The 26,020-nt window shown below is 59.4% G+C and carries 19 protein-coding genes and 1 pseudogene; 10 read left to right on the forward strand and 10 right to left on the reverse strand.

All coding sequences use genetic code 11. The features are described from left to right. Positions 1–82 precede the first annotated feature (82 nt). A pseudogene (locus ASG19_RS24410) lies at positions 83–208 on the forward strand (cupin domain-containing protein); the annotation flags it as partial. A 43-nt stretch (positions 209–251) separates the two neighbouring features. Here ASG19_RS24410 and ASG19_RS07550 read toward each other — a convergent pair. The 3 genes from ASG19_RS07550 to ASG19_RS07560 all read right to left on the reverse strand — a co-directional run bounded on the left by ASG19_RS07550 (position 252) and on the right by ASG19_RS07560 (position 4,030). Then, a complete protein-coding gene (locus ASG19_RS07550; protein ID WP_156466432.1) occupies positions 252–1,871 on the reverse strand; it encodes a GIY-YIG nuclease family protein in 1,620 nt (539 codons plus the stop codon). A gap of 272 nt (positions 1,872–2,143) precedes the next feature. Then, the gene (locus tag ASG19_RS07555) at positions 2,144–2,890 is read right to left on the reverse strand and encodes a cysteine hydrolase (protein ID WP_062454639.1); all 747 of its coding nucleotides are present in this window, start codon (positions 2,888–2,890) and stop codon (positions 2,144–2,146) included. A 765-nt stretch (positions 2,891–3,655) separates the two neighbouring features. Next, positions 3,656–4,030, reverse strand: coding sequence for a response regulator (locus ASG19_RS07560; RefSeq protein ID WP_082476220.1), 375 nt, complete (start codon positions 4,028–4,030; stop codon positions 3,656–3,658). A gap of 424 nt (positions 4,031–4,454) precedes the next feature. On the opposite strand from ASG19_RS07560, the gene ASG19_RS07565 reads away from it, so the two are divergent. The 5 genes from ASG19_RS07565 to ASG19_RS07595 all read left to right on the forward strand — a co-directional run bounded on the left by ASG19_RS07565 (position 4,455) and on the right by ASG19_RS07595 (position 10,711). After that, positions 4,455–5,321 (forward strand): aldo/keto reductase, encoded by an 867-nt coding sequence (locus tag ASG19_RS07565; RefSeq protein ID WP_062454640.1) that lies wholly within the window; start codon positions 4,455–4,457, stop codon positions 5,319–5,321. A gap of 457 nt (positions 5,322–5,778) precedes the next feature. Beyond that, positions 5,779–6,609: an alpha/beta hydrolase gene (locus tag ASG19_RS07575; protein ID WP_062454645.1), complete on the forward strand. Its 831-nt coding sequence runs from the start codon at positions 5,779–5,781 to the stop codon at positions 6,607–6,609. 21 nt (positions 6,610–6,630) lie between these two features. Then, complete coding sequence (locus ASG19_RS07580) at positions 6,631–7,350, forward strand: hypothetical protein (protein ID WP_062454646.1); 720 nt, start codon at positions 6,631–6,633, stop codon at positions 7,348–7,350. Between the two features lie 139 nt (positions 7,351–7,489). Continuing rightward, positions 7,490–8,509, forward strand: a complete 1,020-nt coding sequence (locus tag ASG19_RS07585) for an alcohol dehydrogenase catalytic domain-containing protein (RefSeq protein ID WP_062454648.1) — start codon at positions 7,490–7,492, stop codon at positions 8,507–8,509. A 717-nt stretch (positions 8,510–9,226) separates the two neighbouring features. Beyond that, positions 9,227–10,711 (forward strand): winged helix-turn-helix domain-containing protein, encoded by a 1,485-nt coding sequence (locus tag ASG19_RS07595; RefSeq protein ID WP_062454652.1) that lies wholly within the window; start codon positions 9,227–9,229, stop codon positions 10,709–10,711. 17 nt (positions 10,712–10,728) lie between these two features. Here ASG19_RS07595 and ASG19_RS07600 read toward each other — a convergent pair whose 3' ends face one another. Further along, positions 10,729–11,352: a response regulator gene (locus ASG19_RS07600; protein WP_062454655.1), complete on the reverse strand. Its 624-nt coding sequence runs from the start codon at positions 11,350–11,352 to the stop codon at positions 10,729–10,731. Positions 11,353–11,771: 419 nt separating this feature from the next. Here ASG19_RS07600 and ASG19_RS07605 point away from each other — a divergent pair, with 419 nt between their 5' ends. Together ASG19_RS07605 and ASG19_RS07610 are read left to right on the forward strand one after the other, a co-directional pair. Then, the gene (locus tag ASG19_RS07605) at positions 11,772–12,341 is read left to right on the forward strand and encodes a peroxiredoxin family protein (protein WP_082476221.1); all 570 of its coding nucleotides are present in this window, start codon (positions 11,772–11,774) and stop codon (positions 12,339–12,341) included. A gap of 17 nt (positions 12,342–12,358) precedes the next feature. After that, the gene (locus ASG19_RS07610; protein ID WP_062454659.1) at positions 12,359–15,094 is read left to right on the forward strand and encodes a winged helix-turn-helix domain-containing protein; all 2,736 of its coding nucleotides are present in this window, start codon (positions 12,359–12,361) and stop codon (positions 15,092–15,094) included. A 75-nt stretch (positions 15,095–15,169) separates the two neighbouring features. Here ASG19_RS07610 and ASG19_RS07615 read toward each other — a convergent pair whose 3' ends face one another. Then, a complete protein-coding gene (locus tag ASG19_RS07615; protein WP_062454660.1) occupies positions 15,170–15,628 on the reverse strand; it encodes a DNA starvation/stationary phase protection protein in 459 nt (152 codons plus the stop codon). Positions 15,629–16,009: 381 nt separating this feature from the next. Between ASG19_RS07615 and ASG19_RS07620 the strand changes: the two genes are divergently transcribed. Then, on the forward strand, positions 16,010–16,894 hold the full coding sequence (locus tag ASG19_RS07620) for an alpha/beta hydrolase (RefSeq protein WP_062454662.1): 885 nt from the start codon (positions 16,010–16,012) through the stop codon (positions 16,892–16,894). 280 nt (positions 16,895–17,174) lie between these two features. Further along, entirely contained in the window at positions 17,175–18,698 is a 1,524-nt protein-coding gene (locus ASG19_RS07625; RefSeq protein ID WP_244476099.1) for a mechanosensitive ion channel family protein, read from the forward strand. A 34-nt stretch (positions 18,699–18,732) separates the two neighbouring features. Here ASG19_RS07625 and ASG19_RS07630 read toward each other — a convergent pair whose 3' ends face one another. From ASG19_RS07630 to ASG19_RS23470, 5 genes are all read right to left on the reverse strand, one after another. Continuing rightward, positions 18,733–20,106: an FAD-dependent oxidoreductase gene (locus tag ASG19_RS07630; RefSeq protein WP_062454664.1), complete on the reverse strand. Its 1,374-nt coding sequence runs from the start codon at positions 20,104–20,106 to the stop codon at positions 18,733–18,735. Between the two features lie 624 nt (positions 20,107–20,730). Then, positions 20,731–21,771 (reverse strand): sensor histidine kinase, encoded by a 1,041-nt coding sequence (locus tag ASG19_RS07635; protein WP_162238127.1) that lies wholly within the window; start codon positions 21,769–21,771, stop codon positions 20,731–20,733. Between the two features lie 613 nt (positions 21,772–22,384). After that, on the reverse strand, positions 22,385–24,529 hold the full coding sequence (locus ASG19_RS07640; protein WP_062454668.1) for a molybdopterin cofactor-binding domain-containing protein: 2,145 nt from the start codon (positions 24,527–24,529) through the stop codon (positions 22,385–22,387). 10 nt (positions 24,530–24,539) lie between these two features. Continuing rightward, positions 24,540–24,989 carry a (2Fe-2S)-binding protein gene (locus ASG19_RS07645; RefSeq protein WP_062454671.1) on the reverse strand — a complete coding sequence of 150 codons (450 nt, stop codon included), beginning with the start codon at positions 24,987–24,989 and terminating at the stop codon, positions 24,540–24,542. 289 nt (positions 24,990–25,278) lie between these two features. Next, positions 25,279–25,854: an AraC family transcriptional regulator gene (locus tag ASG19_RS23470; protein WP_082476223.1), complete on the reverse strand. Its 576-nt coding sequence runs from the start codon at positions 25,852–25,854 to the stop codon at positions 25,279–25,281. Between the last annotated feature and the right edge of the window lie 166 nt (positions 25,855–26,020).

The following is a 26,020-nucleotide window of genomic DNA, read 5'->3' on the forward strand; positions in this document are numbered from 1 at the left end:
CCGTGCAAAATGGTTTCCGTCAAAAAAAGGCAGGAATGTTGGGGCGGCGGGTCGTCCCCCGTCGAGACCGCAGGCGAGGCGGATCCTCCAAGCACCCGTTGTTTTCCAATCCACGGACACTCCGAGACGCGAACCGACTGACATTGTCTTCATCAACCTGGAAGACGGCGCGCCAGGGCGTTTTCTGGCGCGAAACGCGAAGGATTGAACGGAACATAGGTCGGGATGAGCGATGCGATACGACCGTGTCGTTATCGTCTGCTGTCCATCTCCTTCCAACGCGTCAGCGGAATTCCCCGCACGAGGCGGTCCTTCACCTTGTCGGGAGTTATGCCGTACCTGGCCGCCAGCTCTATGCATGCCCTGTTCCTACTCCGCCAGCGTTCACCTTCGAACGTGAACTGCTTCTTTGAGGTGGGACCGATCGGAGTAGACAGGGCTTCTTCGACCGACATCCCCGTCTTAAGACGGAATTGGTAGGTACCGCTGCCGATGCCGTATTCTGTCAGCGCCTGTCCAACGGACGGCCAAGTTCTTCCAAAAGCTTCGACGGGCTTGCCTTGCGCCCTCTCGATTATCGCCTTTCGCGTCATCCACGTCCAGTTCGTCGGTCCCCATGGCCCCTGCTCGTCAATCCTAGTGAGTCTCCCCTCCCCGGGGTTGCCAGTCACGTCAGCTTTGAAGCGTTCATAGTCCAGCCAATCAGGATCAACTGCGTCGCCCTTGTCTCTTGCCCTCTTGAGTATCCCGAGGTGCTGCCGGAAGAGGAGCGATCCCGCCTCAGCATGCCTGCTATGCCGGCGAGCTTTCGATGGCAATGGCTTGTTCGCCCTGAAATGGCTTTCGATGACATGTTCCGGTAGCCCGGTTTCCTTTGATAGTACGCGACGCATCAACGCAACAGACCGGAAGTGCCTGCCATCCCATTCCGCAGGTCTACCAACGTAGGAGCCGATCTGCCCTCCGGCTCTGGTGTTCAGCCCCTTGGGGTGGAGTGTCCCGAGAACAGCCATCCATTCGATTTCGCGCTCAGCAAGTCTCCCCTCCCCGCCCTCCACCACCTCAAGGACGTCTAATGCGAAGTTCCGCGGTTCTCCATCGCGCATGGCTTGGTGCAGCAGGCTGGCGCCGCCCTTAGCCGCCATCAGGAAATGCTGACCCAGGCGGATTTCAGGCCTATTCACGGTCAACCCGACATATGCCTTGCCTGTCCTCCTATCCGTGATCCTGTAGATGTACCCCGGCGCGCCGTCTGACATGGGAGGCTCGGCGAGGATGTCGTCGATAGCCCATTTAGCTTTTAGCCTGGCATGCAACATTTCCCGTTCGCTGTAGCGGTCGATCGCCTTGAGAAAGGACGTGAATGCGGAGTACCCGCCCCGGTGATCGGGATACAACTCTCCGTCATATACGAACTTCTTTCGGCGGCCGCCGCCGTGGTCCGTGATCCAGTCCGCCTGGGTGGAAAAGGCGGCCTTGTCGAGTTGTTCCTGAGTGATCGGTATCGAACGTTTCTCGAGAGACTTCAACCTTGTGCGGAAAACCGAATAGGATTTGACATGCTCATGCGAAGCATACTTGGCGTAAAGTTCTTCAGCTTTTCGTCTCCCGTTCTCTGTTTCCATCCAGGTAACGCGCTTGCCGTATTTAGCCTGGAAGGCCGATGCATCCGTGTAGAAGATCTCATCAAGGACCTCATCTGAGAGGCTGCCTCCGTTGTGGATTAAGCGGTGCAGACGTCCAGAAACGGTTGACCAGCTGACAGGAGCCGACGGCACCAGAGAAACCATGAGCTGGCGAAAACCCGAATAGGCAACGCCGCGGTACATGATCGGAAACGGAAGTTTCGCGTTATGCGAAGGACCGCGCATGAAAGCCCCCGTTTTAGCAGTTGGAGAACTTCGGCCCACAGCCGACAACAACTCCTGATATCACTTTTCAAGTCACGAACTAGCGATACTTCAAAACGAAAATCGGCTCCGCGAATATCAGATGTCTCGGGGAGGATCGAAGCGATCCTTTGCCGGGTTCTATTTGAAATGTCCACTTCCGCATGGACAAGGAAACCGTCCGCAAAGCGAAGCTTCGTTGTCCATGCGTCTCCGTCAGGCACCAACCGGATGCTTTTACCTGACTGCATATGTCATGATGCGAGTGGCACAAGGCGGGACGCCGACGCCTGTGCAAGACGATCGACGGCTTCGTCGGTCGTCCAGAGCGCATTCGCAAACCAGCGGAAGTTTACGAGAGCGGCGAGGTAGGCATCGCCCTCCGGTAGCTTGCTCCCAGCGGTGGCGTCCCTGACCACCGCCACCTCGAAGCCCTTTTCGACAAAGTCGCGGAGGTGGGATTCAACGCAGAAGTTCGCGGCCATGCCAGCCAGGATGACCTTGTCGATGCGCTTCTTGCGCAACTGGAAGACCACGTCATTGGTCTGGGGGCCGGCGATCTTGTGCGGCGAGCACACGATCGTCTTCCCGTCCTCGATGTATTCCTTATACTCGGGCATCCAGTCCGCACCGGAATTCTCGAAGCCCTCCAGAGACAGGGGATCACGGCGGTCGAACATCCGGAGCTTGTGCATCAGGGTTTCGCCTGTCGCGGCGAAATCCCAGCGATGGTCGAACGGGTAGTAGTAGTGAGGCGAGATGACAACCTCGATCCCGGCCTTTTTCGATGCCTCGAAGAGTTTGCCGATATTCTCGACGGTGTTGTGCTCGGTGATGCTCTCGCCGAACGCGCCCCAGCCAGCACCCTTCGAACTGAGGAAATCGATCTGGGGATCTGTGATTACCAGCGCCGTCCGCGGGATATCGATGTCGACGTCGGTCTTGGGTAGCGCTGGGTTCTCCGGGTCGCGATAGGCGAGCGGGACGATTTTCTCCGGCATTGGGGTTTTCCTCTCGGTTTGGGGCACCGCGGGTGTCGACTTACTCCCGCTGTCGCGCGGCCAGGCGGCTGGTGCCTCGGGATGTATCCGTGAAGGGAACCGCTGGTCTTGTTTCGCGGACATACTGGCCGACGGTGCAAGACTGCGATTGTAACATCCAGTTTCCGCGAGACGCCGCTTTGGCCGGACGGTCCGCACGCAGCGAGCTACGCGGAACAATGGCTGAAGGGGCACCGGCATCGTTGCTGGGGCACTTATTGCGGGTATTCGTCACGAACGGTTGTCGCGCCCGCCCTGCCTCCCAAGACCAGTGTGATCCGGCCAAGAGACGGCAAGGCCGTTTGCGGCGACAGTTACGCTATAACGACGACGGGGTTCGCCGCATATGCAATTCAGGATAGGTGAATATAACAATTAGCTGGTGTCGAGCGAAGGGGCGCGAGACTGCCATGCTGACGCCGCGGATCGCGAGCTTTCAAGACATCTTGCCCTACGTTCCCCGCCAACAGCTTTCGAGCCAGCTACGGCGTTGCTCTTTGCAGCGCAGGCCGCCGACCGATGAGTTGTGACAGGGGCACCCTGTGGACATCGTCAGAACGCTATCGGACCTTTCCGTCATTGCATCTTTGTCCCGCAAGGCTCTAGGAATCGTGCGATTTCGCCAGTGCCAAAGCAAGCATCTCGACAGCTGGCCCCACAGCAGCCGTCTCGACTTCAAGACGACCCGTATTCCTGTGAACGTCCGCTACCATGGCGTCGATGACCTTACCGCCTCCCGGATACTCGGTCCTGCGCGTCTATCACGCATCGTACGAGTTCGTCGGCGTCTATCGGCTTGTTAAGGAAATGGACCGCTCCGTTTTCGAGCGCCTTGGCCCTGGTGACGTCATCGTCCTGGGACGTCACGAACACGATCGGGAGAGCACAATGCTGCCGCTTCAACTGCGACTGGAGCTCCAGCCCGCTCAACCCGGGCAGTCGCTGGTCCAGGATCAGACACTCGACATTATTCTGGCAATTCGACGCCATGAATTCCTCCGCGGAGCCGAAAGCCCGCACTTCGTACCCATAGGACGACATCAGGTCCGCATAGGCGACCCGTACTCCGTCGTCGTCCTCCACTATGGCAATCGTTAGCAAATCACGTGGCTCCGATGGCCTATCTCGGAAAAGCCGCGCAGGCTTTCCGGCATGGTTGTGACACAAAGCCTATCGGGATCTTCTGCCTCAACTGGCTTTCTCATAATGTCATTCAAGCGAATAGGGCCTCCCACCCGTGCGCGGTTCTCGCCGTAACCTCGCCCTGTTCGGAGCCCCGATCAGGCAACCATTGCTCCAAGCGTGAGTCCTGCGACGAGAACACGAACTCAGGAACCTTATCAGACGGCAATCACCCGTCCACCTACCTCTAGGTATAGAGCCGCGCGAAAACAATCGTTGTGCGCGATGATACAATAACGGCGGTGCCGTCCGTCATAACGTGCACTCAACGACAACTCACCGAGGCCAAAAGCGTTTCGGAAAAAGCTGTGCGGCAAACGGCGCCGCCAAACGGGAGCCCGACATGACAGACGCAGAGAAGACCATCGCATCAGTATCGGGTACATTCAAAATCGGCGATTTCGTCGTCAATCGGCTCGGTTTCGGCTCGATGCGACTGACGGGGCGCGGTGTCTGGGGGCCTCCGGCAGACCGCGAGCAGGCGCTAGCCACGTTGCGGCGCGCGCCGGAACTGGGTGTGAACTTCATCGACACTGCGGATTCGTACGGACCGGACGTGGCAGAAGAACTAATCGGTGAAGCTCTGGCCGGTCGTCACGACATCCTTGTCGCGACGAAGGCCGGACTTCGGCGTCCCGGCCCGGACCAGTGGATGCCCCACGGCCGACCGGAATACCTGATCGAACGCGCCAAGGGCAGCCTCAGGAAGCTCGGCGTCGAGCAGATCGGACTCTGGCAGCTGCATCGCATCGATCCGCGTGTCCCCATGCAGGACCAGTTTGCCGCAATCCGTCAGCTTCTCGACGAAGGAGTCATAGCCAACGCCGGCTTGAGCGAAGTCTCGATCTCCGACATCGAAGCCGCGTCCCGATACTTCAAGGTCGCAACGGTTCAGAACCGCTACAACCTGGTCGATCGCGGGAGCGAGGACGTTCTCGACTATTGCGAACGAAACGGTATCGGCTTCATTCCGTGGTTTCCGCTTGCTGCAGGCGACCTCGCGCGCCCGGGCGGCGTTCTCGACTCGCTCGCCAAGCGACACGGCGCGACGCCCGGCCAAATCGCTTTGGCTTGGATGCTCATGCGCAGCCCGGTCATGCTGCCCATACCCGGTACGTCCAAGGTCAATCACCTCGAGCAGAATGTAGCCGCCGCCCGTATCCGCCTGTCCGACGACGAATTCCAGGAGCTGGACCGAAGCGTCCGCTGATGGGTGCCATCGAACCGGAGCTCGAACGAAGCGGCGGGCATGTTACTCAGTTTCCGACACAGGTGCACCATGATAATCGACTCCTCCATGTATCGCCGTCATGGGCTTCTGGGCTTTCAGCTTCGGAGCGAAGTCTATCGCGACGGCGCCCATCAGGCTACTTGGCCAGGGTGACAGTTCCGCCATTTCGGTGATCGCCCCAATCACCTTCGTGCTTGCAAACGTCTTTGTGCCAAGGCTAGCGCTGATGACAGTTTGGCTGCTCTTCTCCGGCAGAATGTACGGTCAGCCCGCCCCAGCGAATTAAGACCTGCGTCCCTCAGCGGGACGGGTCGCCGTCTCCCGATCCTTTAACCTGAACGACCGCGCCGGGCATGCATCGGCCTGTCAGTCGCTGCCTTGCGTCCGAATGAACCCCCCGTCCGGTCGCCTATTATCAAAACAATGAGGAACCGTAATGAACGCTACCCTAGAAACGGCAACAACCGAATATATCGACGTACCGGGAGCCAGGCTCGCCTACCGCCGGATCGGGCATCGGTCCGAAAGGAAACTCGTCCTTCTCCAGCATTTTACGGGAACCATGGATGCGTGGGATCCGGCCGTGGTGAACGCTCTCGGCGAGGTCAGCGAAGTGTTCGTGCTGGACAACGCCGGCGTCGGCGCTTCAAGCGGCACCACGCCCGGCAATATCGAGGAAATGGCGGACTACGCAGAGGCCTTTATCGCCGGACTCGACCTCGGCGAGGTCGATCTCCTCGGCTTTTCTCTCGGTGGCTTCCTCGCGCAGGTAATGGCCGCGCGGCGGCGCGTTGCGATCGGCCGGATGGTGATCGCGGGAAGCGCGCCGATGGGCGGCGAGGAACATCTCCTCGAGGTCGTGGGGGCTGCCTTTGAGAAAAAGGCCCCGGACGTCCGCCTCCCGCTGTTTTTCACGCCGTCGGACAAGAGCCAGGCAGCGGGTCAGGCCTTCGTCGAAAGGACGCTTGCCCGCACTGCTAACCGCGATCCCGACCATGGGAATTCCGTCAGTGACCCGCAGGCGAAGGCCATCATCGAATGGTGTGCCCGACCGGATCCCGACCACCAGTCCCTGAAAGCCATCAATACGGCGACGCTTATCGTTCATGGAAGCGATGACACGATGTTCCCGTCGGACAACGCCTACGTGATGTTTAAGAACATGCCGGACGCGACGCTTATTCTCTATCCCGACTCCGGCCATGGCGCGCTCTTCCAGCAGCCCGAGACGTTCGTGGCTCACGTCAGAACCTTCCTCGAACTCTGAACAGCAACAAAGGATGATGAAATGAATTCGCTCGTTAGCAAGATCATCGACGCCCATGGTGGCCTCGAAACATGGAGACAGTTCTCTCTTCTCAAGGCTCGCCTTGTCCAGGGGGGCGCGTTATGGACGCTCAAGGGGCAGCCGACGACGCTTTCCGAGACCAACGTCACTGTGGATCTCGTGAAAGAATGGGCGTCCCACTCGCCCTTTGGCCCACAAGCAAAGGTATCGAGTTTCGAGCCCGGCAGGGTCGCTCTGAGCGATGCCCAGGGTAAGGTTCTCGAGGAACTTCGCAGTCCGCGCTCGTCTTTTGCGGGCCACTCGCTCGAAACGCCCTGGAGCGAACTCCAGTTGGCCTATTTCGCAGGTATCGCCATGTGGACGTACCTCAACATGCCGTTCTTGCTCGCCCACGCGGGTGTGGTCGTCGATGAGCTTCCGGACTGGTCGGAAAAAGGTGAAACCTGGCACAGACTCAAGGTCACGTTCCCGGCCGACATCGCGACCCACAGCACCGTTCAGACGATCTATTTCGGTGACGACGGTCTCCTCAAGCGCCATGATTACGACGTCGAGATCGCCGGAAACACTCCGGGCGCGCACTATATCGATGGCTACATCGAGGTTCAGGGTATCAAGATCCCGACCAGCCGTCGCATCTTCCCGAGACAGCCGGATGGCCAGTCGATGGCCGAGCCTCTGGTCGTCTCAATCGATCTGTACGACATCAAGCTTTCCTAGTCGAACGACACTCCCCGGCGGCAAGCAGATGCAGCCGGGGAACCAGTCCTCCGCCCCGGGTTCGGCGGATACCCGATCTTACAAGAACCGCCGCTGACCAACTGCGAAAGCACATCGCGACCAGGCGAGGGAACACGACATGACCGACACGACCGGAACCTATCTCGCCGTGCAGGCAGTATCGCCCGGAAAGCTGGAGCTAGCCAGGAAGCAGATGCAGGCCCCTCGCCCCGGATACGTCCGCATCAAGGTCGAAGCCTGTGGGGTCTGCCACTCGGACGCCGCCACGGTCGAGGGTGGGTTCCCGATCGCCTGGCCGCGGGTCCCGGGCCATGAGGTGGTCGGGAAGATCGACTGGCTCGGAGAAGGCGTGGAGGGTTGGAGCGTCGGCCAACGTGTCGGCGTGGGATTTCTCGCGGGCAGCTGCGGGCATTGCCCCGAATGCCGTTCCGGTCATCTCGTCAACTGCACCAACCAGGAATTCACGGGCGTGCACCACGACGGCGGATACGCCGAGTCGATGATCGCCAAGGCGTCTGGCTTGATGTCCATTCCCGACGACCTCACTGACGTCGAAGCCGCTCCGCTCCTTTGCGCGGGCCTGACGACTTTCAGCGCGCTCAGGAATTCCGGCATGAAAGCCGGGGATCTTGTCGCCGTCGTCGGGATCGGTGGCCTCGGTCATCTCGCCGTGCAATACGCACGGAACATGGGATACGAGGTCGCAGCCATCGGACGCGGGGAAGCGGTAGGAGAGCTGGCAAAGCAGCTCGGCGCACATCATTACATCGACAGCACCGCAGAGCCTGTCGACCAGGCGCTCCAGAAGCTCGGAGGCGCGGACCTGGTTCTAGCCACCGCGTCCGGCGGCAAGGGCGTCGCCGATGTCGTGAAGGGTCTCAAACCCCGCGGCAAGGCGATCGTACTCGGCGCTACGCCGGAGCCGATCGAACTTGCATCCGGTGACCTTTTTTTCAAGGAGAGGTCGGTAGCCGGAGCGCTCACCGGAGACCCGGCCACCGGGGACACGACCCTACGCTTCAGCTTGCTTTTCGGCATATCGGCGATGATCGAGGAGTTTCCGCTCGAACGTGCGGTAGAGGCGTATGCAAAAATGATGAACGGCAAGCCGAGGTTCCGGATCGTTCTTAGGATGTAGCCGGAACCCAGGTCCGTTCGGCCGATCGCTAGGGCACCTTAGAGTGACGGCCATAACGCGGTTCTGCAGGAGAAGCACGCGAAGAGATCGGGCGCTGGTCGGCGATCGGGGTCGGAGATCACCTGGCCGGCTCGAAGCGAAGCAATCGGAAAAACCGGAGTTTGCCATGACTGAAAGCCTAACGGTCCAAGAAGCCATTGCTGACAGCCTGATTGCCCTCGTAAATGCGGCTGACGGCATAGACCAGCGCTCGTTCGCAGAGTTTCTCGTATCGGAAGCCCGGCGTCAGTCGACCCGGAGCGAGCCGCACGCACGCCTATCGTCAAAGGTCTGCAATGCCCAACTGCAGTTTGCCTTGCACCCGCCTAGACGTCCAGCTTCCAACCTGGCTGGCACCGATGCTGTGTACATTCCGGCGATGTGACCGTATTACGGCCGACGTCGAGGGTACCAAGCATCAAACCGGAGACATGGCGCCTACAGACCGGGCGCTTGCCCGCCTGCTCCATGCGTCTGCGTTGTTCTCCAGAAGCTACCCTGCCGAATTTGTTGACCTGTCTTTTGGGATAGGTGAGGCCACACCACAGTACAATTGTTACCAACCGCCAGTCGTTTATCCATTGCATAGGGCGCAGCACAAGCCGTTGCCCGGATTTTACCACAGGATCGCTGCGACTACGAGCGCGGAGAGATCCGCAAAGCGGTTGCAGGTGGACGATGACGGTACTGCAATTTGACGATTTCGAAATGGATATCCAGAGCCGGAGCCTCAAGAAATGCGGCGACCAAGTCCGACTGGGCTCGCGGGCTTTCGATCTTCTCGCGGCCCTTGCTTCGCGTTCAGGCGAGGTGCTGTCCAAGGCTGAGCTTATGTTGGCCGCCTGGCCGGAAACCAACGTTGAGGAAAGTTCTCTCCGGGTTAACATCGTGGCACTTCGCAAGGCACTCCACGACGGAGCGCCCTCCAAGACGATCGAAAACGTAGCGGGTAGGGGCTACACTTTTACGGTGCCAGTTAAGAAACTCGGCGATCATCGTCACCAGCACACGGTCTCAAAAACAGACGCCCTTCCCGGTGCCTATTCCCGGCTTATTGGACGCAAGCAGCTCGTCGACAGATGGGCGTCCGAGATGGACTTCGGCATATCGACTATTGTAGGGCAAGGCGGCATCGGGAAGACTTGCGTCGCTCTAGAGGTCGCCCGTCAGATACAGGATGCCTACGACGCGGTTCTTTACGTCGATATTTCCGACTTTACAAATGCACCTGTTTCGCCTTTGTCGACCGCGCTTAAATCGAAACATGTAACGCCCGATACCATCCAGAAAGCCATCGACAGTCTTCTCGGGGAGTCCGTTTTGATCGTGCTCGACGGATGCGAGAGCTCAATCAACCGGGCAGCCGTGGTGGCCGAGGCCATCGCCTACAGCAAACCAAATGTCGCGATCCTCGCAACGAGCCGTGAACCGCTCGGAATCATCGGGGAAAATGTACTTCACCTTTCCCGTCTCACGGTGCCTAACGATAACCAGCGCGTTTCTGATCTGACTTCGTTTGCCGCCGTCGAGCTTTTTGCAGACCGGGTGTCATTGGTCGCCGAAGAGTTTTCTATCAACAGTACACGCGACCTGGAACTGGCCGCCGAAATCGTTCGGAAGACCGACGGCAACCCGCTTGCCATCGAACTGGCCGCTTCCCGCGTCGCGGACCTCGGGCTGGAGAACCTGCTGTGGTCCCTCGACCGCCCGTTGCGGGCACTCCGCCGGGGAAATCGCACTTCTCATCCACGGCAACAGACGCTAAGAGCAAATTTAGACTGGAGTTTCGATCTTCTCGACGGGTCTATGCAGACCGTTCTCGCAAGACTTTCGGTTTTCGAGGGCGAATTTACCCGGGACATGGCCTTGGAGCTGAAAGGCCACGAAACCGCACCCGGTGAAGTCGAGGAGGCTATTGAAGGCTTGGTCGTGAAGTCTCTCCTATCCCGACAGCTGAACTCCGGGACGTATTCGCTTCCAAGGCTCGTCCGTGAATACGCCAAGGAAAAACTTTCGTCGTTTGCGATCACCGGACACGATGGTGAGCTCGCGTCTGCCACCTCGCTCCGTCGCCAGAACGGATATCAGCATCCTCATCATGAGGCCGTCGTCTCATCGCGGGCGGCGCAGCCCGTGTTCGTGCCGGTTGGGAGAGCCGCCTGAACGTCAGGAGCGTTTCATCACTTCTGAGCCAGAAATTCCGCTTTTTTAACGAGGTCGGCCACCGACCTAGCGCGCATTTTCTTCATCACGTTCGACCGATGAAGCTTTACGGTGACCATGCTGATCCCAAGCTGCCCTGCGATCTGCTTGTTCATATAACCGTTTACAACGGCGCGCATGACCTCCACCTCTCGTGGAGTGAGGCTCTCCCAAAGCTTTTCTATGTTCGATCGCCCTTGAGATTCTGCGCGAATGAGCTCGTCACGCTTGATCGCGCCCGTGACCGCGTCGATTAGATCCTGCTCGCGGAAGGGCTTCGTGAGGAAATCGATCGCGCCGGCCTTCATCGCCCTCACGCTCATCGGAATATCTCCGTGGCCCGTGACTACGATGATGGGCATGCGGTTTCCCGCCTGCTGTAAGTCGGATTGGAAGTCCAGACCGCTGGTTCCCGAAAAGCGTACGTCGAGGACGATGCATCCAGGTGTGTCGAGATCGTCGGCTTCAAGCAGGGCTCGCGGCGAATCATACGCGATCGCATTCAGATCGATCGATTTGAAGAGGTCTAATAACGCGACCCGGACCGATTTGTCGTCATCTACTACACGTATCAGCGGCGATGATAAACGCTGCTCTTCCACGGCCCGTCCCTCGCAAACGCAAAGTCGACCCGTCTTTGTCCCCGTCACTGGCAGGAAAGCATCGCCTTTATTCCCGACAAATCTAAACCGGGAACCTACGCATGGCAATTGTGCAGGACCATCAGGCCGCCGATTTGCAGTATTTTATCGTGATAGGATACTCTGGATGCTAGCTACTCGCGGCCTGCACAGTACGTTTTGGTCAACGACGCGCGGCACGAGGTGTGGTTCCGACAGGACATGAAGGTTCAGCCTGTTCTTGTCGCTGCTCGACTTCCTTTGCCCGTTGGAAAGACTCAAGTTTAACAACATTTCACAAGCGTTCACTCATATTTTCAGCGAAGCTGTAGGCAGACTTATGAGACCGAAATCTCACAGAATCCGTCTTTTGGAACCCGTTTGAAACATCGTGAAGTCAGATGAAGCGCACTGCTCAAATGTTCGTCCCAGCATTAGACGATGTCGATCATGGTCTCTCTTCCAAATGGGTCTCCGTTCCCGGAAGCACGATACCAATGGGTGAGTACGCGCCCGCCTTTGTGCTGCCGCGTTCGGATGTCGGCTCCTTTGGTTTCGCCGAGCTTCTCGGCACACCATCTGTCCTTTACTTTTATTCCGGGTCGGGCGACGACTGTTCGCAGCAGAGTGCCATCCTTGCCGATCTCTCCCCCAGGCTCGCCCGCCTCGGTGTTGCATTGGTCGGCATAATCGCCGCCGAACCCTCGGCCATATCCGTCTACTGCAGAGCCATTTTACCCACGTTTCCGTTACTTTGCGACTGGGAGCCGCGTGCACTTGTCTCAAGGTTATACGGCTTCAATCGCGAAAAGGCCGCCCCCGCAATTTCAGCGACCTACCTGATTGACGCCCGCGGCGTGATCCGCTGGATATGCTGCGAAGACGGAGATCGCCCGACAAACGGCGCCAAAATCCTCGGTGCTGTCAGAACACACCTGCTACGACCGTTCCCGGTCGGCCCGGTAGATTGACGGGAGAGACCCTGCCCATGTCACTACTGCAGTTCGACGATTACGAGATAGATATAGAGCAGAGGCGGCTGACCGAACGCGGACAGCCGCTGAGGCTCGGCGGCCGGGCGTTCGATATTCTCTCCACACTTGTTTCCCGCGCCGGGGAAGTAATTTCGAAAGAGGAGCTGATAAATCTCGTCTGGCCGACGACAACGGTCGATGAGGGGTCGCTCAGGGTTCACCTGGTGTCTCTACGAAAGACGTTGGGTGACCGGGCAAAGCATTACATTGAGACCATCCCCGGCCGTGGATATGTGTTCGCCGGTCACGTTCACGCCCTGACACGTAGCGAGGGAATTCGAGAACCGGAGACCGCCGGCGCGATCGACTTGATGAGCGCGCTTCCCCGCATCCCGAGAAAGCTGGCCGGCAGAGACGACTTTGTCGCTTCTACCCTGGAGTTACTCAAGACGGCCCGTCTTTTGACTATCGTGGGGCCGGGAGGGATCGGGAAGACATCCGTGGCGGTCGTTTGTGCGCATTCCCTCTCCGGAAGCAGGCGGATCGTCTTCGTGGACCTTGCGGCAATAGCCGACGGAGAGAAGCTTCTTCCATCGCTCGCCAGTCAGCTAGGACTAAATACGTTCGGCGAAGATATCCTGCCCGGCATTCTGGCCGAGCTATCGAAGACACCGACGCTGCTGCTCTTAGACAGTTGCGAGCGCATCGTGGACGCCGCTGCGAATACCGCGGAGGCGCTGCTGCGCGCGTCTCCCACTACCCAGGTCCTGGCGACCAGCCGGGAAGCGCTAAGGGCATCAATGGAAAGGGTGAGACAGCTTCCACCGTTGGAATATCCGAGAGAAGGACGGGCGTCTCAGGACCCGCTGGGATATTCGGGCGTCGAACTATTCGTCTCTCTCGCCGCTCTCGCCAGCGACAACATAGACCTGACAGAGCCAGACAGTCTCGAACTCGCCGCGGATATTGTCCGCAGACTCGACGGAATACCGCTTGCCATCGAGCTTGCGGCAGCGCGCTCGTTCGACATGGATCTTGCGACACTTCACCGCTCGGTGGCCGACCCAATAGCCGTGCTGAGGCGCGGCCGCAGGACCGCGCCACCGCGCCAGCATACACTCCGAGCAACCATCGACTGGAGCTATTCGACGCTTTCCGACAAAGAACGGGAGCTTCTTCAGCGCCTATCCGTGTTCACGGGGACATTTTCACCGGAAGCGGCTATGGCCGTCACCGGAAGCAACGAACATGCCGAGGATTTTCACGCAGCCTTCGATGGGCTTTTTCTCAAGTCGCTTCTGGTCGTGACCCAGCAGGTCGGGATGTTCAGACTGCTTGGAGCGACAAGGGACTACGCGCGCGAAAAGCTCGCGCAAGCCGAATTTGCAGCCTCGTGCCGTTATGCCCACGCGTTATACTGCCTTGGCCGGACCCGCATTGCTGAACGTGAGTGGCCGACGGCCGATCCAGCGGAATGGCGGTCGCTGAACACCGATTTGGTTCACGACCTACGAGCAGCATTGCGATGGGCGTTTGATGACGGCGGCGACGAAGAATTGGGAACACAGCTAACCGCGGCCTCGGATACTATATGGGTGCAGTTCGGCATGATCGCCGAACAACTGGCCGTCGCCGAGCGGGCGCTGAGGTCATTCGAAGGGCGAGGCGTGGCTGATGCCGCCCTTGAGATGAAGCTCCGGATGTCCTACGGGAGCGCTCTGTATCACACAAAGTCCATAGAGAGGAACGCTGACGTCATCGCGGAGTATGACAAGGTCTTGGGCTTGGCCGTCGCCGAAAAAAACAGCACCAAGGTCATGAGGGCCATCGTAGGGATAGCGGCAATTCACACGTCAAACGGCGACTATCAGGGGGCGATTGACCTGGTAAACCGCTTCAACGCTGAGTTTGACGCGATCGCCCCACAGGCTCGAAGCCGCCTTCTCAATCACAACTACCATTATGTCGGCGAGTTCAACAAAGCCATGGACCACGCGCGGATTGCCCTGGGCACACAATGCGATTGCATCGGCTCTCAGCCGAATAGCGGCAGCAGTTTCGATCCACGTGTCAGCACTCTGTGCACGGTGGTTAAGACGCACTGGATCCAGGGGCGCTATTCCGCAGCTAGGGCTGCCCTTAACGACACGCTGGAAGAGACTATAGCACGCGGTCACGCTATATCGACCTGCCTGTTTCTTGCGGCCTCGGCTTGCCCGACGGCGTTCGGCCTCAGCGACACTGACCTCGGCACGCGGCTGCTGGATATCCTTCGTGAGGTTTCGACAAAGAACTCGTTGCTGAGATGGCGCGATTGGGGGAGCGTTTATGAAAGCGTGCAGGCAGCGTTACGCACCCACGACCGGTCATTATTCGAGCGCGCCACTAGCAGGATCAAGGGAGCGCCTTTCGAGAATTCCATTGTGATGGCCGGGCGGCTTGCCGACGATGCCACCCTGCAGAGGATTGATCCGGTGGGAAGCTGGTGCGGCGCGGAAGCGCTGCGCCTGAGGGGCGAATTGGCGATGCCGGGCTCGCCCGTCCAGGGCCGCGATTTACTCATGGCTGGCTACGACCTCGCAGTCAGCCAGGCCGGAACGATCTTCGAGCTACGATGCGCGACCAGCCTTCTTAGACACTCCCCTTCCGATCTGCTCAACAGCGCAAGAACCAGGCTTCTCAAAGTCCTGGATACCGTGGAATACGACGAGAGCGTCGAAGATATTGCGGCAGCCAAAGCCTTGCTCTGAAGTGGGCACTGCAGTCGGTCACTTTCGGCGACCAGACTCGAACAAGAACCAGACGCGCCCCTCGGCTTCGTCGATCTATCCTTCTACAAGGCTAGTGGTTGCATAATCCCGGTGTTCGGCGGTCAGCTCGTGGACCTCGCGCATGATACGGATCAACTGCTCGTTATCGCTCTTGAGTTCGGCTAGCATGTCCTCGGGCGTGACAAAATCAGCATCGTTGTCCGGAAGGCGCTGAAGACGGGCAATATGGCCGACCGAGCGCAGGGTCATGCCGCCGACCTTGCGAGCGCGCTCGGCGATGGCGTCGGTCATCGCGATCAGTTGGCCCCCTTGGTCATCGAACATGAGATGAAAGTCGCGAAAGTGTGGCCCGGAGAGGTGCCAGTGGAAGTTTTTTGTCTTGATATACAAGGTAAAGACGTCGGCAAGCATGGCGGTGAGCGCGGCGGCGATGTCGGTGCGCGCGTTGCCTCCGAGGTCTGTCGGCGTCGTGAGGGGTGCCTTACGAATGGTCGTAGCGGCGACTTGGTCCATGATATGCTCCTCGGGTTGTGCGGACGGGAAATGCATCGAAGGATTTCGCCCTACGCATCGGCGAGATTGACCTCTACCGGCGGTAAATTCTTGGACAATTGAGCCTCCGGGTACCCACACCTTTGTATGACCGGCAAACCCCTACGGCCCGACTTAGCTCAACGGCAGGTTCATCGTCTTCAACGGATCCCCGTTTACGGTAGCCTTCGGACTGTTGAGGCCGAAATCGGAGGCTTCAAGGAGGATTTATACAATACCTCTCCGCAGATCGCCGCTCTTCTCATGAAGCCACAGACCCAGCGTGATACGTGGCCTCCGCCGCGAGCTATTCGAGCGCCTCGCGTTCGCCGGAGATAATTCAAAGACTAAGGATGAGACGCCATGCGAGTTCTCAGGAACCTGGAATACAGCAATCGTCACGCGCTCGACGTCTACGTCCCGGACCTGTCCCGCGGTGCGGTCCTTCTGTTGCACGGCGGGTGGCTAGATGGAGACAAGAGCGACGAAGCGCTGCTTGCCGAGCGCATGTGTAGATCGGGTATTCTGGTATTCGCCGCGAACTTCGATCTCGATCGAAGCGGGCCGAACGGCCGCGCCCTGCGCGACGCGCTTGAGGCGGTTGCCTGGATCCGCGGTTCGGAGTTCAAGTTCGATCGAGATCGCGTCGCGGTCATGGGCGTCGGCACCGGGGGCACCGTGGCCATCGAAGTCGGTTTGAAAGAGGGTGTCCCGGTCGTGGGATGGTCTGCCTTGATCGACCTCAAGAGCTTTATGGACAGCTCAGCCACTCTCGGCGACAGCGACCATCTACGTGACTACTACGGCGTGAGCCGGGAAACCATCGAGGAAGCCGGGGATCAGATCCCGTTCCTCAGGGGCGTCATACTGGCGCTGGTGGCGAACAATCTCAGCCTCCTCGCGGCCACGAGCCCTCTCCAAAGGGTAAACCCGTCCGCAGGGCGGACGCTGCTCTTCAACTCAACGAACGAGCTGGTTCCCGCAACAGGTGCGGGCATGCTGCAGCTGGCCATGTTGGAGGCGGACGTGCCCTGCACCGTACACCTCCTAGATGGAACCCGGCACGGCTCCGAGTACCTTCTCCAGGCACTTCCGGAAACAATCCAATTTCTCGCTGCTGCGCATACGGACGAAAGTGCCGATGCGGCGGAACGCGACCACGACGAACACCCCGGCGATTTGGTTGAGGCCCCTATGGAGAAGTTTCCAGCAAGCGATCCATTCTTTCCCGGTTACGCCGCCCACTGAGGTCGGCCCAAATCTCGCCGTTCTGGTCGACATCGGGCATGTTTCCCTTGAGGGTGGCAATAACCTATCCAAGGGCGATCACGTCACCGGTGTCGCAAATGTCGTAAAACGGCAGCGGCTTCAAACGCGTCCCCGTGCGGTGTGTCTCGCATCAGTAGATATCTAATCGGAGTACGGGGCCGGGGAAAGACAACCGCGAGGTCGCCCTCCGTCGGGGCGATATATTGCAATCCGCATGGTCTTCGTTGATGCATTCCTTGTCGGCGTATTCACTCAGCCGATGAAGAACAGCATGATCCAACAGTTTCTATGGAACCCCCTGGTCCAGTTCGCAGTCCTTGTCTTGGCAACGACCGCTGTCCGCATCGCTTTTGGGCGGAACCCCACCATTAGGTTCATCGCCAGCGTCTGTTTCTTTGCTCTCCTGACCGCCACGCTACTTTCCCACGGTATGACCCCCTATTCTCCCGACATCGGTGACGACGCACTGTCCCGGCGGATCACGACCGGATTCCTCAAGGCCGTGTGGTGGATAGGAGGAGCCGTGGTCCTCGTCAGCTCGGTCCGGCTCTTCCTTATCTTCGAGAACAAGCCGCGGGAAGGACGTCTTGTCCAGGACCTCGTCGTTGGCGTCATATACCTCGGAGCGGGGTTGGCGTTGATAGCGAATGTCTTCAGCCTCCCGATCGGCACGTTGATTGCAACGTCAGGCGCTTTCGCGATCGTGCTCGGCCTGGCCTTACAGAGCACCCTCAATGACGTGTTCTCAGGCGTCGCGCTGAACCTCGGGCGCCCTTATGCGGTGGGCGACTGGATCGTCCTCGAGGGCGGGTTTCAGGGTCGTGTCGTCGAGACCAACTGGAGGTCGACCCATCTCGTCAACGGCACGGGGGATCTAGTCGTCTTGCCCAATAGCACGCTGGCCAAAGCGCGGCTCGTGAACCTAGCGCGACCGGATGAGACGCATGGCGTGTCGATAACGGTGCGTTTCCTGCCGACCCGCACGCCTGCCGCCATGGAGGAAACGATGCGGACCGTCCTGCTAAGTAGCGTTTCGATCGTTAAGACGCCACCGCCTTCCGCGCTCGTCGTCGGCATTGACAGCCTCGCCATAGAGATCGAGTTGTCGTTTAAAGTTTCCGGCTTTGCCATGGCTGGCGCGGCCAAGAGCGAGATTTTCGATCTTATCTACCGCCATGCCAAGGCGACCGGATTGAAAATGGCGGGGCCACGTGATGTTGCCGCACCCTATCCGGAGAGTGCGCTGGAGGCTCAGTCCGCGAAGCATCCCGGCACTCCGTGGCGGCTGCTGGAGTCCATTCCCTTGTTCGCTACGCTGACAGACGACGAGAAGGACGCCCTCGCATCTTCCATGATCAGGCGGACATATCGGAAGAACTCAATAATTGCGTCGCAGGGCGGCAAACTTTCCTCGCTCATGATCATGAGGACCGGGGTCGCCGTGGTCGAGCACACCGAAAACGGCGCTCGGGCCGAACTGGCGCGCCTGTCGCCGGGTGACCTTTTCGGTGAGCGCGGCGTCCTTGTCGACGCGGCCGAAGCTGGAGACACAAGGGCGCTGACCTTTGTGGTGATTTACGAAATTTCAAAGGAAGACCTCGCCGCGGTCATGCGTGATCGCCCTGCCCTAGCGGAAGAACTTGGCGTGCTGCTCTCCCGAAGAATGGAAGACGAGGAACAACTGGCGAGCGCGAACGCCCTCGTGCACGTGCCGCATCCCGATACGCTGGCGTCCCGCATACGGCGGCTTTTCGAGATCCCGCGGGAAACCGAATTCCTGTAGCGGCCGCCTCTGCGGCGGCCACTACGTCGTCACATCACTTGACGTTGCCGAAGAGCATGTTCAGGCCTTCGGTGATCGTCGGGTGGGCAAAAATGGCATCCCGGAGGACCGTGAACGGGAGTTGGCCGAGCATCGTCATCTGCACGACGCTCATGACATCCCCGGCGTTGACCCCGAGCATGCTGAAACCGAGGATCTGATCGGAATCCTTCGCGACCAGTGCCTTCATGAAGCCCTTTCTTTGTGAAAGGGTCCGGGCGCGCGGCACGACGTCCATGGGTAGCCTTGCTGCGCGGTACTCGATTCCCCGGGAGCGTGCTTCGCTTTCGTTGAGGCCTACACGCGCGTACTCGGGGTCGATGAACACGCAGTACGGGATGATGCGTCCTTCAGTCGTCCGGTTCCCGCCCTTCAGCTGGCTCGCGACAATCCGGTAGTCGTCCAGCGAAGCGTGAGTGAACATGGGCGTTCCTGCGACCTCGCCCATTGCCCAAACGTCTTGCGCTGTCGTCTTGAGATGTTGGTCGACCTTGATGAAGCCCCTAGCATCCAACTCGACTCCCGCGAGCTCGAGGCCGATGCCTTCAGTCGGGGGCCGCCGGCCTGCCGCGACCAGAAGGTGCGATCCCTCGAAATGGCGTCCGTCGGCCGTCTTGACGCTGACGGTCTGGCCTGACTTTCCTGTTACGGTCGTTCCGTTGCAGCCGAGCTCAATACTGACGCCCTCGTCCCGCAGCACGTCCACCAAGGCGGAACTTACGTCATCGTCTTCCCGAGGCGCGAGACGCGTGTTGCTCTCGATGATCGTGACCTCGGCACCAAGTCGCCTGAAAGCCTGCCCGAGTTCCATGCCGATGTAACCCCCGCCGAGAACAAGGAGATGCGTCGGCATGTCACCAAGCTGGAGCGCCTCGACGTGGGTGATCGGATCCGCTTGCGCTAAACCCGGAACGTCTGGGACGGCGGCCGTGGTGCCGAGATTGATGTAGACCTTGTCGGCCGTCAGCGTTCTGATGCCGTTCTCCGTTTCAACCGCGATGGTCTTGGGCGACACGAAGTGCCCCCAGCCGATGACGAGCTCGAAGCCACTTGCGTCGAAGCCAGACTGGTTGAACGCGACCATTTCGGCGACGACGCTTGCCGTGCGATTGCGGACGAGATCGAGACTGGTGCGAACGTTGTCCGCCTGCGTACCGAATTCACCTGCCCGGCGGGTCGCATGGGCGATCTCTGCGCTACGGATAAGGGTCTTGCTCGGGATGCAGGCGATGTTGATACAGGAGCCGCCGATAAGCCCGGCCTCGACGACGGCGACGCGTTTGCCCGCCTTTGCCTGGTCCATCGCCAGTGTCTTGCCTGCCTTGCCGCCTCCGAAAACGAGGATGTCGTAGGATTCTACTTGGGCCATTTCAGTTTTTCCTTGAGGTTTCACTCCTTTCCGATGAAACCATTCGAAGAGACTATCCGATTGTATAATCGAGCCTGTCGGGCTTTATTTCGTTTCCGCTACATCGCTTTTCTCTACGGCGGCCGCAACGTTACGCCAGCTGCTGCGGACGTGGGTCAGGATCGTCCGTGGTGTCTAGGAGACGATACCCGTTTTAGGATTAGGCTTTATGCTGGGCGGGACAATCGGGCCGAAAAGTGTCTCAACCGAAGCACCGCTGCAAGTGGTCCGTTCCCCGGGCTTGGTGCGGCAGGCACGCAGTCGCGGACAACGACCTAGTACTGGCCGCGGCCGATCAAATCCGTTTGAGTCCGCTCCGCTGATGGTCCGAGGGGTCAGAAGGGCACAAATCCCTTTGTCGCAAGGGACAATCACGATAGCCGCAACCCGCTCAAGGTCTTCAATTTTCCCTGCGTCAGCCACGGCAGGGCGTCGGACCAAGAGAGGGACGCGACCCGCAAGTTGGCGGCGGAGTCAGTGTCGAATGTGATCGTTCCGAAGCCGCGGTCGTTTCAGGCTCTATTGCCAGGAGGGTGGTCAGCGTCGGCAGTCATTCATTCGCTTGGGAAGAGGCGCCAGGCTGCACTATGCAATCGGCATCAGCGCAGAGAAGAAAAGTCCTGAAGGCATGAGACGCTGAGCCATTTTTCCATGGAGCTGGCCTTCGATGATCGTCCGCATCAGCTTGGAGCCCTGATTCGGCGCACCACCGGAATCGACCGCGGGTCCGCCGATTTCCTTCCACGAAAATCCGAGCTCGCCATCGTTGAATGTCCACTGCACCAGAATTTGGCCCGAGCTAACCGACAGCGACCCGTACTTGAGGGCGTTCGTCGCAAGTTCGTTTGTTAAAAGCCCCAGTGCCGCGGCCATGTTGGAGCTGATTTGGACATCGGGGCCTTCGAACATCACTCTCGGCAGTGTCGCGTCCTGGTAAGGAGACAGGACTGCCGTCAAAACCTCGCCGAGAGGAATGCCTAACTCACAGTCGCTTTCGCCGTCGAGAAAATGATGCACCTCCGCGAGCGTGCGCAATCGGCCGGCGAATTCCTTGGAGTGCTCTTTCGGAAGCGACAGTCTAGCAAGGCCGATCGCGGATGCGTATACGTTCTTCAGACGGTGGCGCACGTCGTCGCGCTCCAATTCGAGACGGGCTCTCGCGCTTTCCAGCGCGGCCAGGTTCACACACCGTGATATCGCTGCGGTCGTCGCCCTCGCGAGCGTCTGCGCGGCGATTATCTCGATCATCGTGTCGCGCCCCTCGTCATAACCCCCGAGGTCAGTCAAGAAGCCGCCGATTGGCACTGGCAGCTGATCTACGGATTTCGTACAACGTTCAACCGCGCTCGCACGGGTTGTGGCGTCTATTGCCAGTTCTCCAGTACTGACAGGGCCATAATCCACCGCGACCGCAATTGGCGAGGCCAGAGCGTTTGTGGAAAGCATGTCCGAAGACTGTGGCCAAACTGGCAAGTCTTCCTCGCCGGCAGCCTGTATGATCGAGATGGTCCTGGCAGAAAGGATGCGCCGGGCCGCGGTCCGTGCGATCTCGGTGATCTGGTGACTGTCGTTGGAAGCCGCGATCTGAGCGAGCGCTTCGATGAGGATGGGATAGGGCTGAAGCATCTTATGCACCATCTTAGGGCTAGGGCCGCTTGGGTTAGGAATATCTCAATAGCTATTTGCTGAACCTCCACTGAAATAGGACGATCCAGCCCTCCCTGACGACCGGGCAGATTTCGGCGGTTCCTTGATCCGCGATGCCTGCGACCTACTTCACGGACCTGCCAGACTGAGGGACCAGGTTCCCCCACTAACGCCCTGTCCTTCGTGGTGGTCGCTTCGCCATTCGTGATATTCGGCGGCGACGCACGATATTACCTTACTGAAAACCACAGAGAATCTGGTGTCACGGCACGTTCGAGCACTCTTAGCCACTCACGGCGAGTCCGGAACGACGGTCTTTTCAGTGGCGGTGCGCATCGGAGGCGCGGTGTCGGAAGCGGATCTCGTAAAATCGCTTCCGACAGCACAGATGAGGCAACCGCTCATTCGGAAGTCTTTGAACCAAGAAGTCGAGGTTTTCGACTATTCATGAGGGAAACCGCCTCGCCACCGGTCGTGCGGAAGCGGCCGACCGTTGCTCAATTCACGTTTTCAGTCAAAGACGGCAGAGCCCATTGGGGGCACGCTTATCTCAAGTATCCTGCACGCCCCCACAGCGGCAGGGTTCGAAGCGTCATACAGCGGCCTGCCAAAGCGGGAGCGATCTTATGCGTCGGCCGGTCGCGGAGAATATGGCATTGGCCAGGGCTCCCGCCGCGGCGGCCGTTCCGGCTTCGCCCACACCTCCCGGCTTCTCGCCGCTTTTGACCTGGTACACGTCGATCTTTGGTGCCTCGTTTATGCGAAGGATGCGGTAGGTGTCGAAGTTGCTCTGGTCCACCGCGCCATTGGTAAAGGTCACCTCGTTGAACATCGCCGTCCCCAAACCGAAAAGCACTCCGCCTTCCATCTGCGCCCGCACGGTGTCCGGGTTGATCACGATGCCGCAATCGACCGCGATAACGGACCGGACGAGTTTGATCTGCTTTCTCGGTGTGATCTCGATGTCCAGGATGTGCGCCAGATAGCTGCCGAAAGCGAACTGCAGACTTATTCCTCGCCCTCGTCCGGGTGGCAGCGTCTCGCCCCAGCCCGCCTTTTCGGCGGCGAGATCGAGGACCCCGAGGGCGCGTGGGTTTTTGGTCAGCATGCGGCGGCGAAACTCGAGCGGATCCTGGTCGGTGGCATGGGCCATCTCGTCGACGAAGCTCTCGACGACGAATAGATTGTGGGTAGCCCCCACCCCGCGCCACCAGCTTGTCGTCACCCCGGCGGGTTCGTGGCGCACGTAGTCCGCAAGGACGGCATCCTCGTCGTAGGGCGTTTCCGCGGCGCAGTCGACGGCGTCCGGGTCTACGCCGTTGATGAATGCAGCCGGAGCCCAGCGTGCGAAGACCGAAGACCCGGTCACGCGGTGGGTGCGACCGATAAGGCGACCATTATCGTCCAGACCCGCGGCGACGCGGTCATAGTAATATGGTCGGTAGAAGTCGTGGGTCATATCCTGCTCGCGGGTCCAGACGATCTTGACCGGATAGCGGATGTCCTTGAGCAGCCGGGCGGCGATTTCAATCGAGTCGACGTCGAGACGGCGTCCGAACGCTCCGCCCATCAGCTGGTTGTTGACCGTGACCTTGTCGGGAGAAATTCCGAGCGCGTCGGCAACCGCCTTTTGCGCGCGTACGGGGACCTGTGTGCCGACCCAGAGCTCGGCTTTGTCTTCCTCGATAGCAAGCGTGCAGTTCAGCGGCTCGAGCGGCGCGTGGGACAGAAACGGCGAGTGGTAGATGGCGTCGAGCTTGGTCTTTGCGTTATCGATGACAGATTGGGCGTCGTTCTGGTTTCGAATGACAACACCCTGCGTCTTGGACACTTCGTGCATGTCCATGACGATAGAGACGTTCGTGACCGTTGAGTTCGGGCCGTGATCCCACTCGACTTCGAGAGCGTCGACACCCTGCTTCGCGGCCCACATATGATCGCCGACGACCGCGACCGCGTCATCCGTCCTGACGATATCGCGGACGCCGCGGACGGCCTTGGCCGCTGCCTCGTTCATCGTTGCGATCTTGCCGCCCTTCACGGGTGCCATCACCAAGGTGGCGTATCCCATTCCCGGCAGCCGGGTATCGATCCCGTAGACCAGCGAGCCATTGACCTTCGCGGGCGTGTCTATACGTTTGGCGCTTGTCCCGATGAGCCGGAACTGCGAGGGCTCCTTGAGCCTGATCTCCTTGGGGACCTGTCGTGAGGCAGCGCGGGGAGCGATGTCGACATAGGTGGCCGTTTTTCCCGAGGCATCATGGTAGATGACCCCTCGTGCCACGCGACACTCGTCGGATGGCACGCCCCAGCCTTCGGCAGCGGCCTCGACAAGCATGATCCTCGCCGCGGCTCCGGCTTCGCGCAACCGCATCCAGTCAGATCGCGTGGAAGTCGATCCTCCTGTCGCCTGATCGTAAAGGATCGGATCCATGTATTTGGAGATGTCGGGCGGCGCGGCTTCGACCTTTACCTGGCCGAGGTCCAGTTCAAGCTCTTCGGCCATGAGCATCGCGCTGGAGGTGTAGATGCCCTGCCCTATCTCAGCGTGCGGCATGATCAGGGTGATGCCGTCGACGTCGATTTTGACAAAGGCATTCGGCACGAAGCTTCGCTGATCTCCTGCGGCCGCCGCACGGCGGACGCTGTCGGGTAACTGCACCGCCAGGACTAGGCCGGCTGTCGCAAGGGCGGTACCCCTGAGGAAATTTCTACGGGAGACGAGGTTCTCGATCACTGCGGTATCCTCAAATTGCAATCGAATGGATAGCTTCGCGGATTCGCACATACGTGCCGCAGCGGCAGATGTTGCCCGCCATTGCATCGTCGATGTCGGTATCGGTCGGCTTTGGGTTCTCGTTTAGGAGCGCGGCCGCGGACATTATCTGCCCCGAATGACAGTACCCGCACTGCACGACTTCCTTCTCAAGCCACGCCGCCTGCACCTTTGCCCCGACAGGAGTGTTTCCCACCCCTTCGATCGTGGTGACAGGCTGGCCGTAGACCGCATCCATCGTCGTTTGACAGGCCCTGACGGCCACGCCGTCCAGATGGACGGTACACGCGCCGCACTGGGCGATGCCGCATCCATATTTGGTTCCCGTCATGCCAAGCACGTCTCGGAGTACCCATAGTAGGGGCATATCATCCGGCACAGCGACGTCGTGGACTTTCCCGTTGATTGTAACCTGTCTCATGGCTCGCTCTTCTCCGTCACCTGATATCCAACGCAGAACCCGACCCCGGTTGCGCGCCCACTGATCCGCGATAGCCCCAGAACGATCCGCGGCGGGCGGACAGTGATTCCGCGAACGCACGTCCGTCAGACACTCGAAGCGTCATTGAGTATCTTACTTGTGGCGAGCGCTGGAAAATTGGACGATCCTGCACCGGAGCGCGCCGCGCAGGAGCGGGCGTGGCAGAATTGTCGAGAACGCAGAGATGACCCCTCTACGACCCGGTACATAGTTTCCGGTCGCTGCCCGCTCAGAGGGCGACAGAGACCTGCGCGCAATCGCCACAATCCCGGCGTGTGCCGGCAATCAGGTAGTCCCAGTCTGTCGATCGCGCTACCGAGGCGCTCTTTCGCCATTTCAACGGGGTCATGCCGACGAGGCGTTTGAATACTTTGGAGAGATGGGCCTGGTCACTCAGTCCGCAAGCATGCGCGATCTGGCTCAATGGTTCATCGGTCGAAGCGATCAGGTACTTCGCGGCCTCCATGCGTCTGGACAGAACGTAGTCATAGGGCGGTCGCCCGAAAGTGACGTTAAAGCCCTTCGAAAACCTGCTGACACTCAGGCGCACCTGTTCGCTTAGGTCGAATACCCGCAGCTTCGAGTCGACGTTCCCATCAACATAGCGGATGATCTTCTTGCGCTGCCATTCGCTCAGGCCAGCGGTGAGCTTCTCTTTGGCCTCGACCGATACGGTGATCCGCTTGTCGGCAATGCTCTGTCTTTCGACAAGACCCTCGATGGCACGGTAGTCTGCTTCCAGGCCCCAGGTCTTCGAGACGTCTACTTCGTCCTGAAGCGGAATGTAATAGATCGTCTTGTTCATCACGGTGTCCTCGCTGGTTCGATGCAGTGAGGTTGCCGTGTTGCGGTACGTGAAATCGAGTTATGAGATGTAAAAAGAAGTTATGGCGATTAACCCCCGCCTTAACAGTCGCCTTGACTGAATTTTACAATCCCGACGTCGCGCTACTGCGTAACTGCGGTATGGG

Origin of the sequence: Rhizobium sp. Leaf306, from assembly GCF_001423425.1 — a bacterium.
Classification (GTDB): Bacteria; Pseudomonadota; Alphaproteobacteria; order Rhizobiales; family Rhizobiaceae; genus Neorhizobium; species Neorhizobium soli.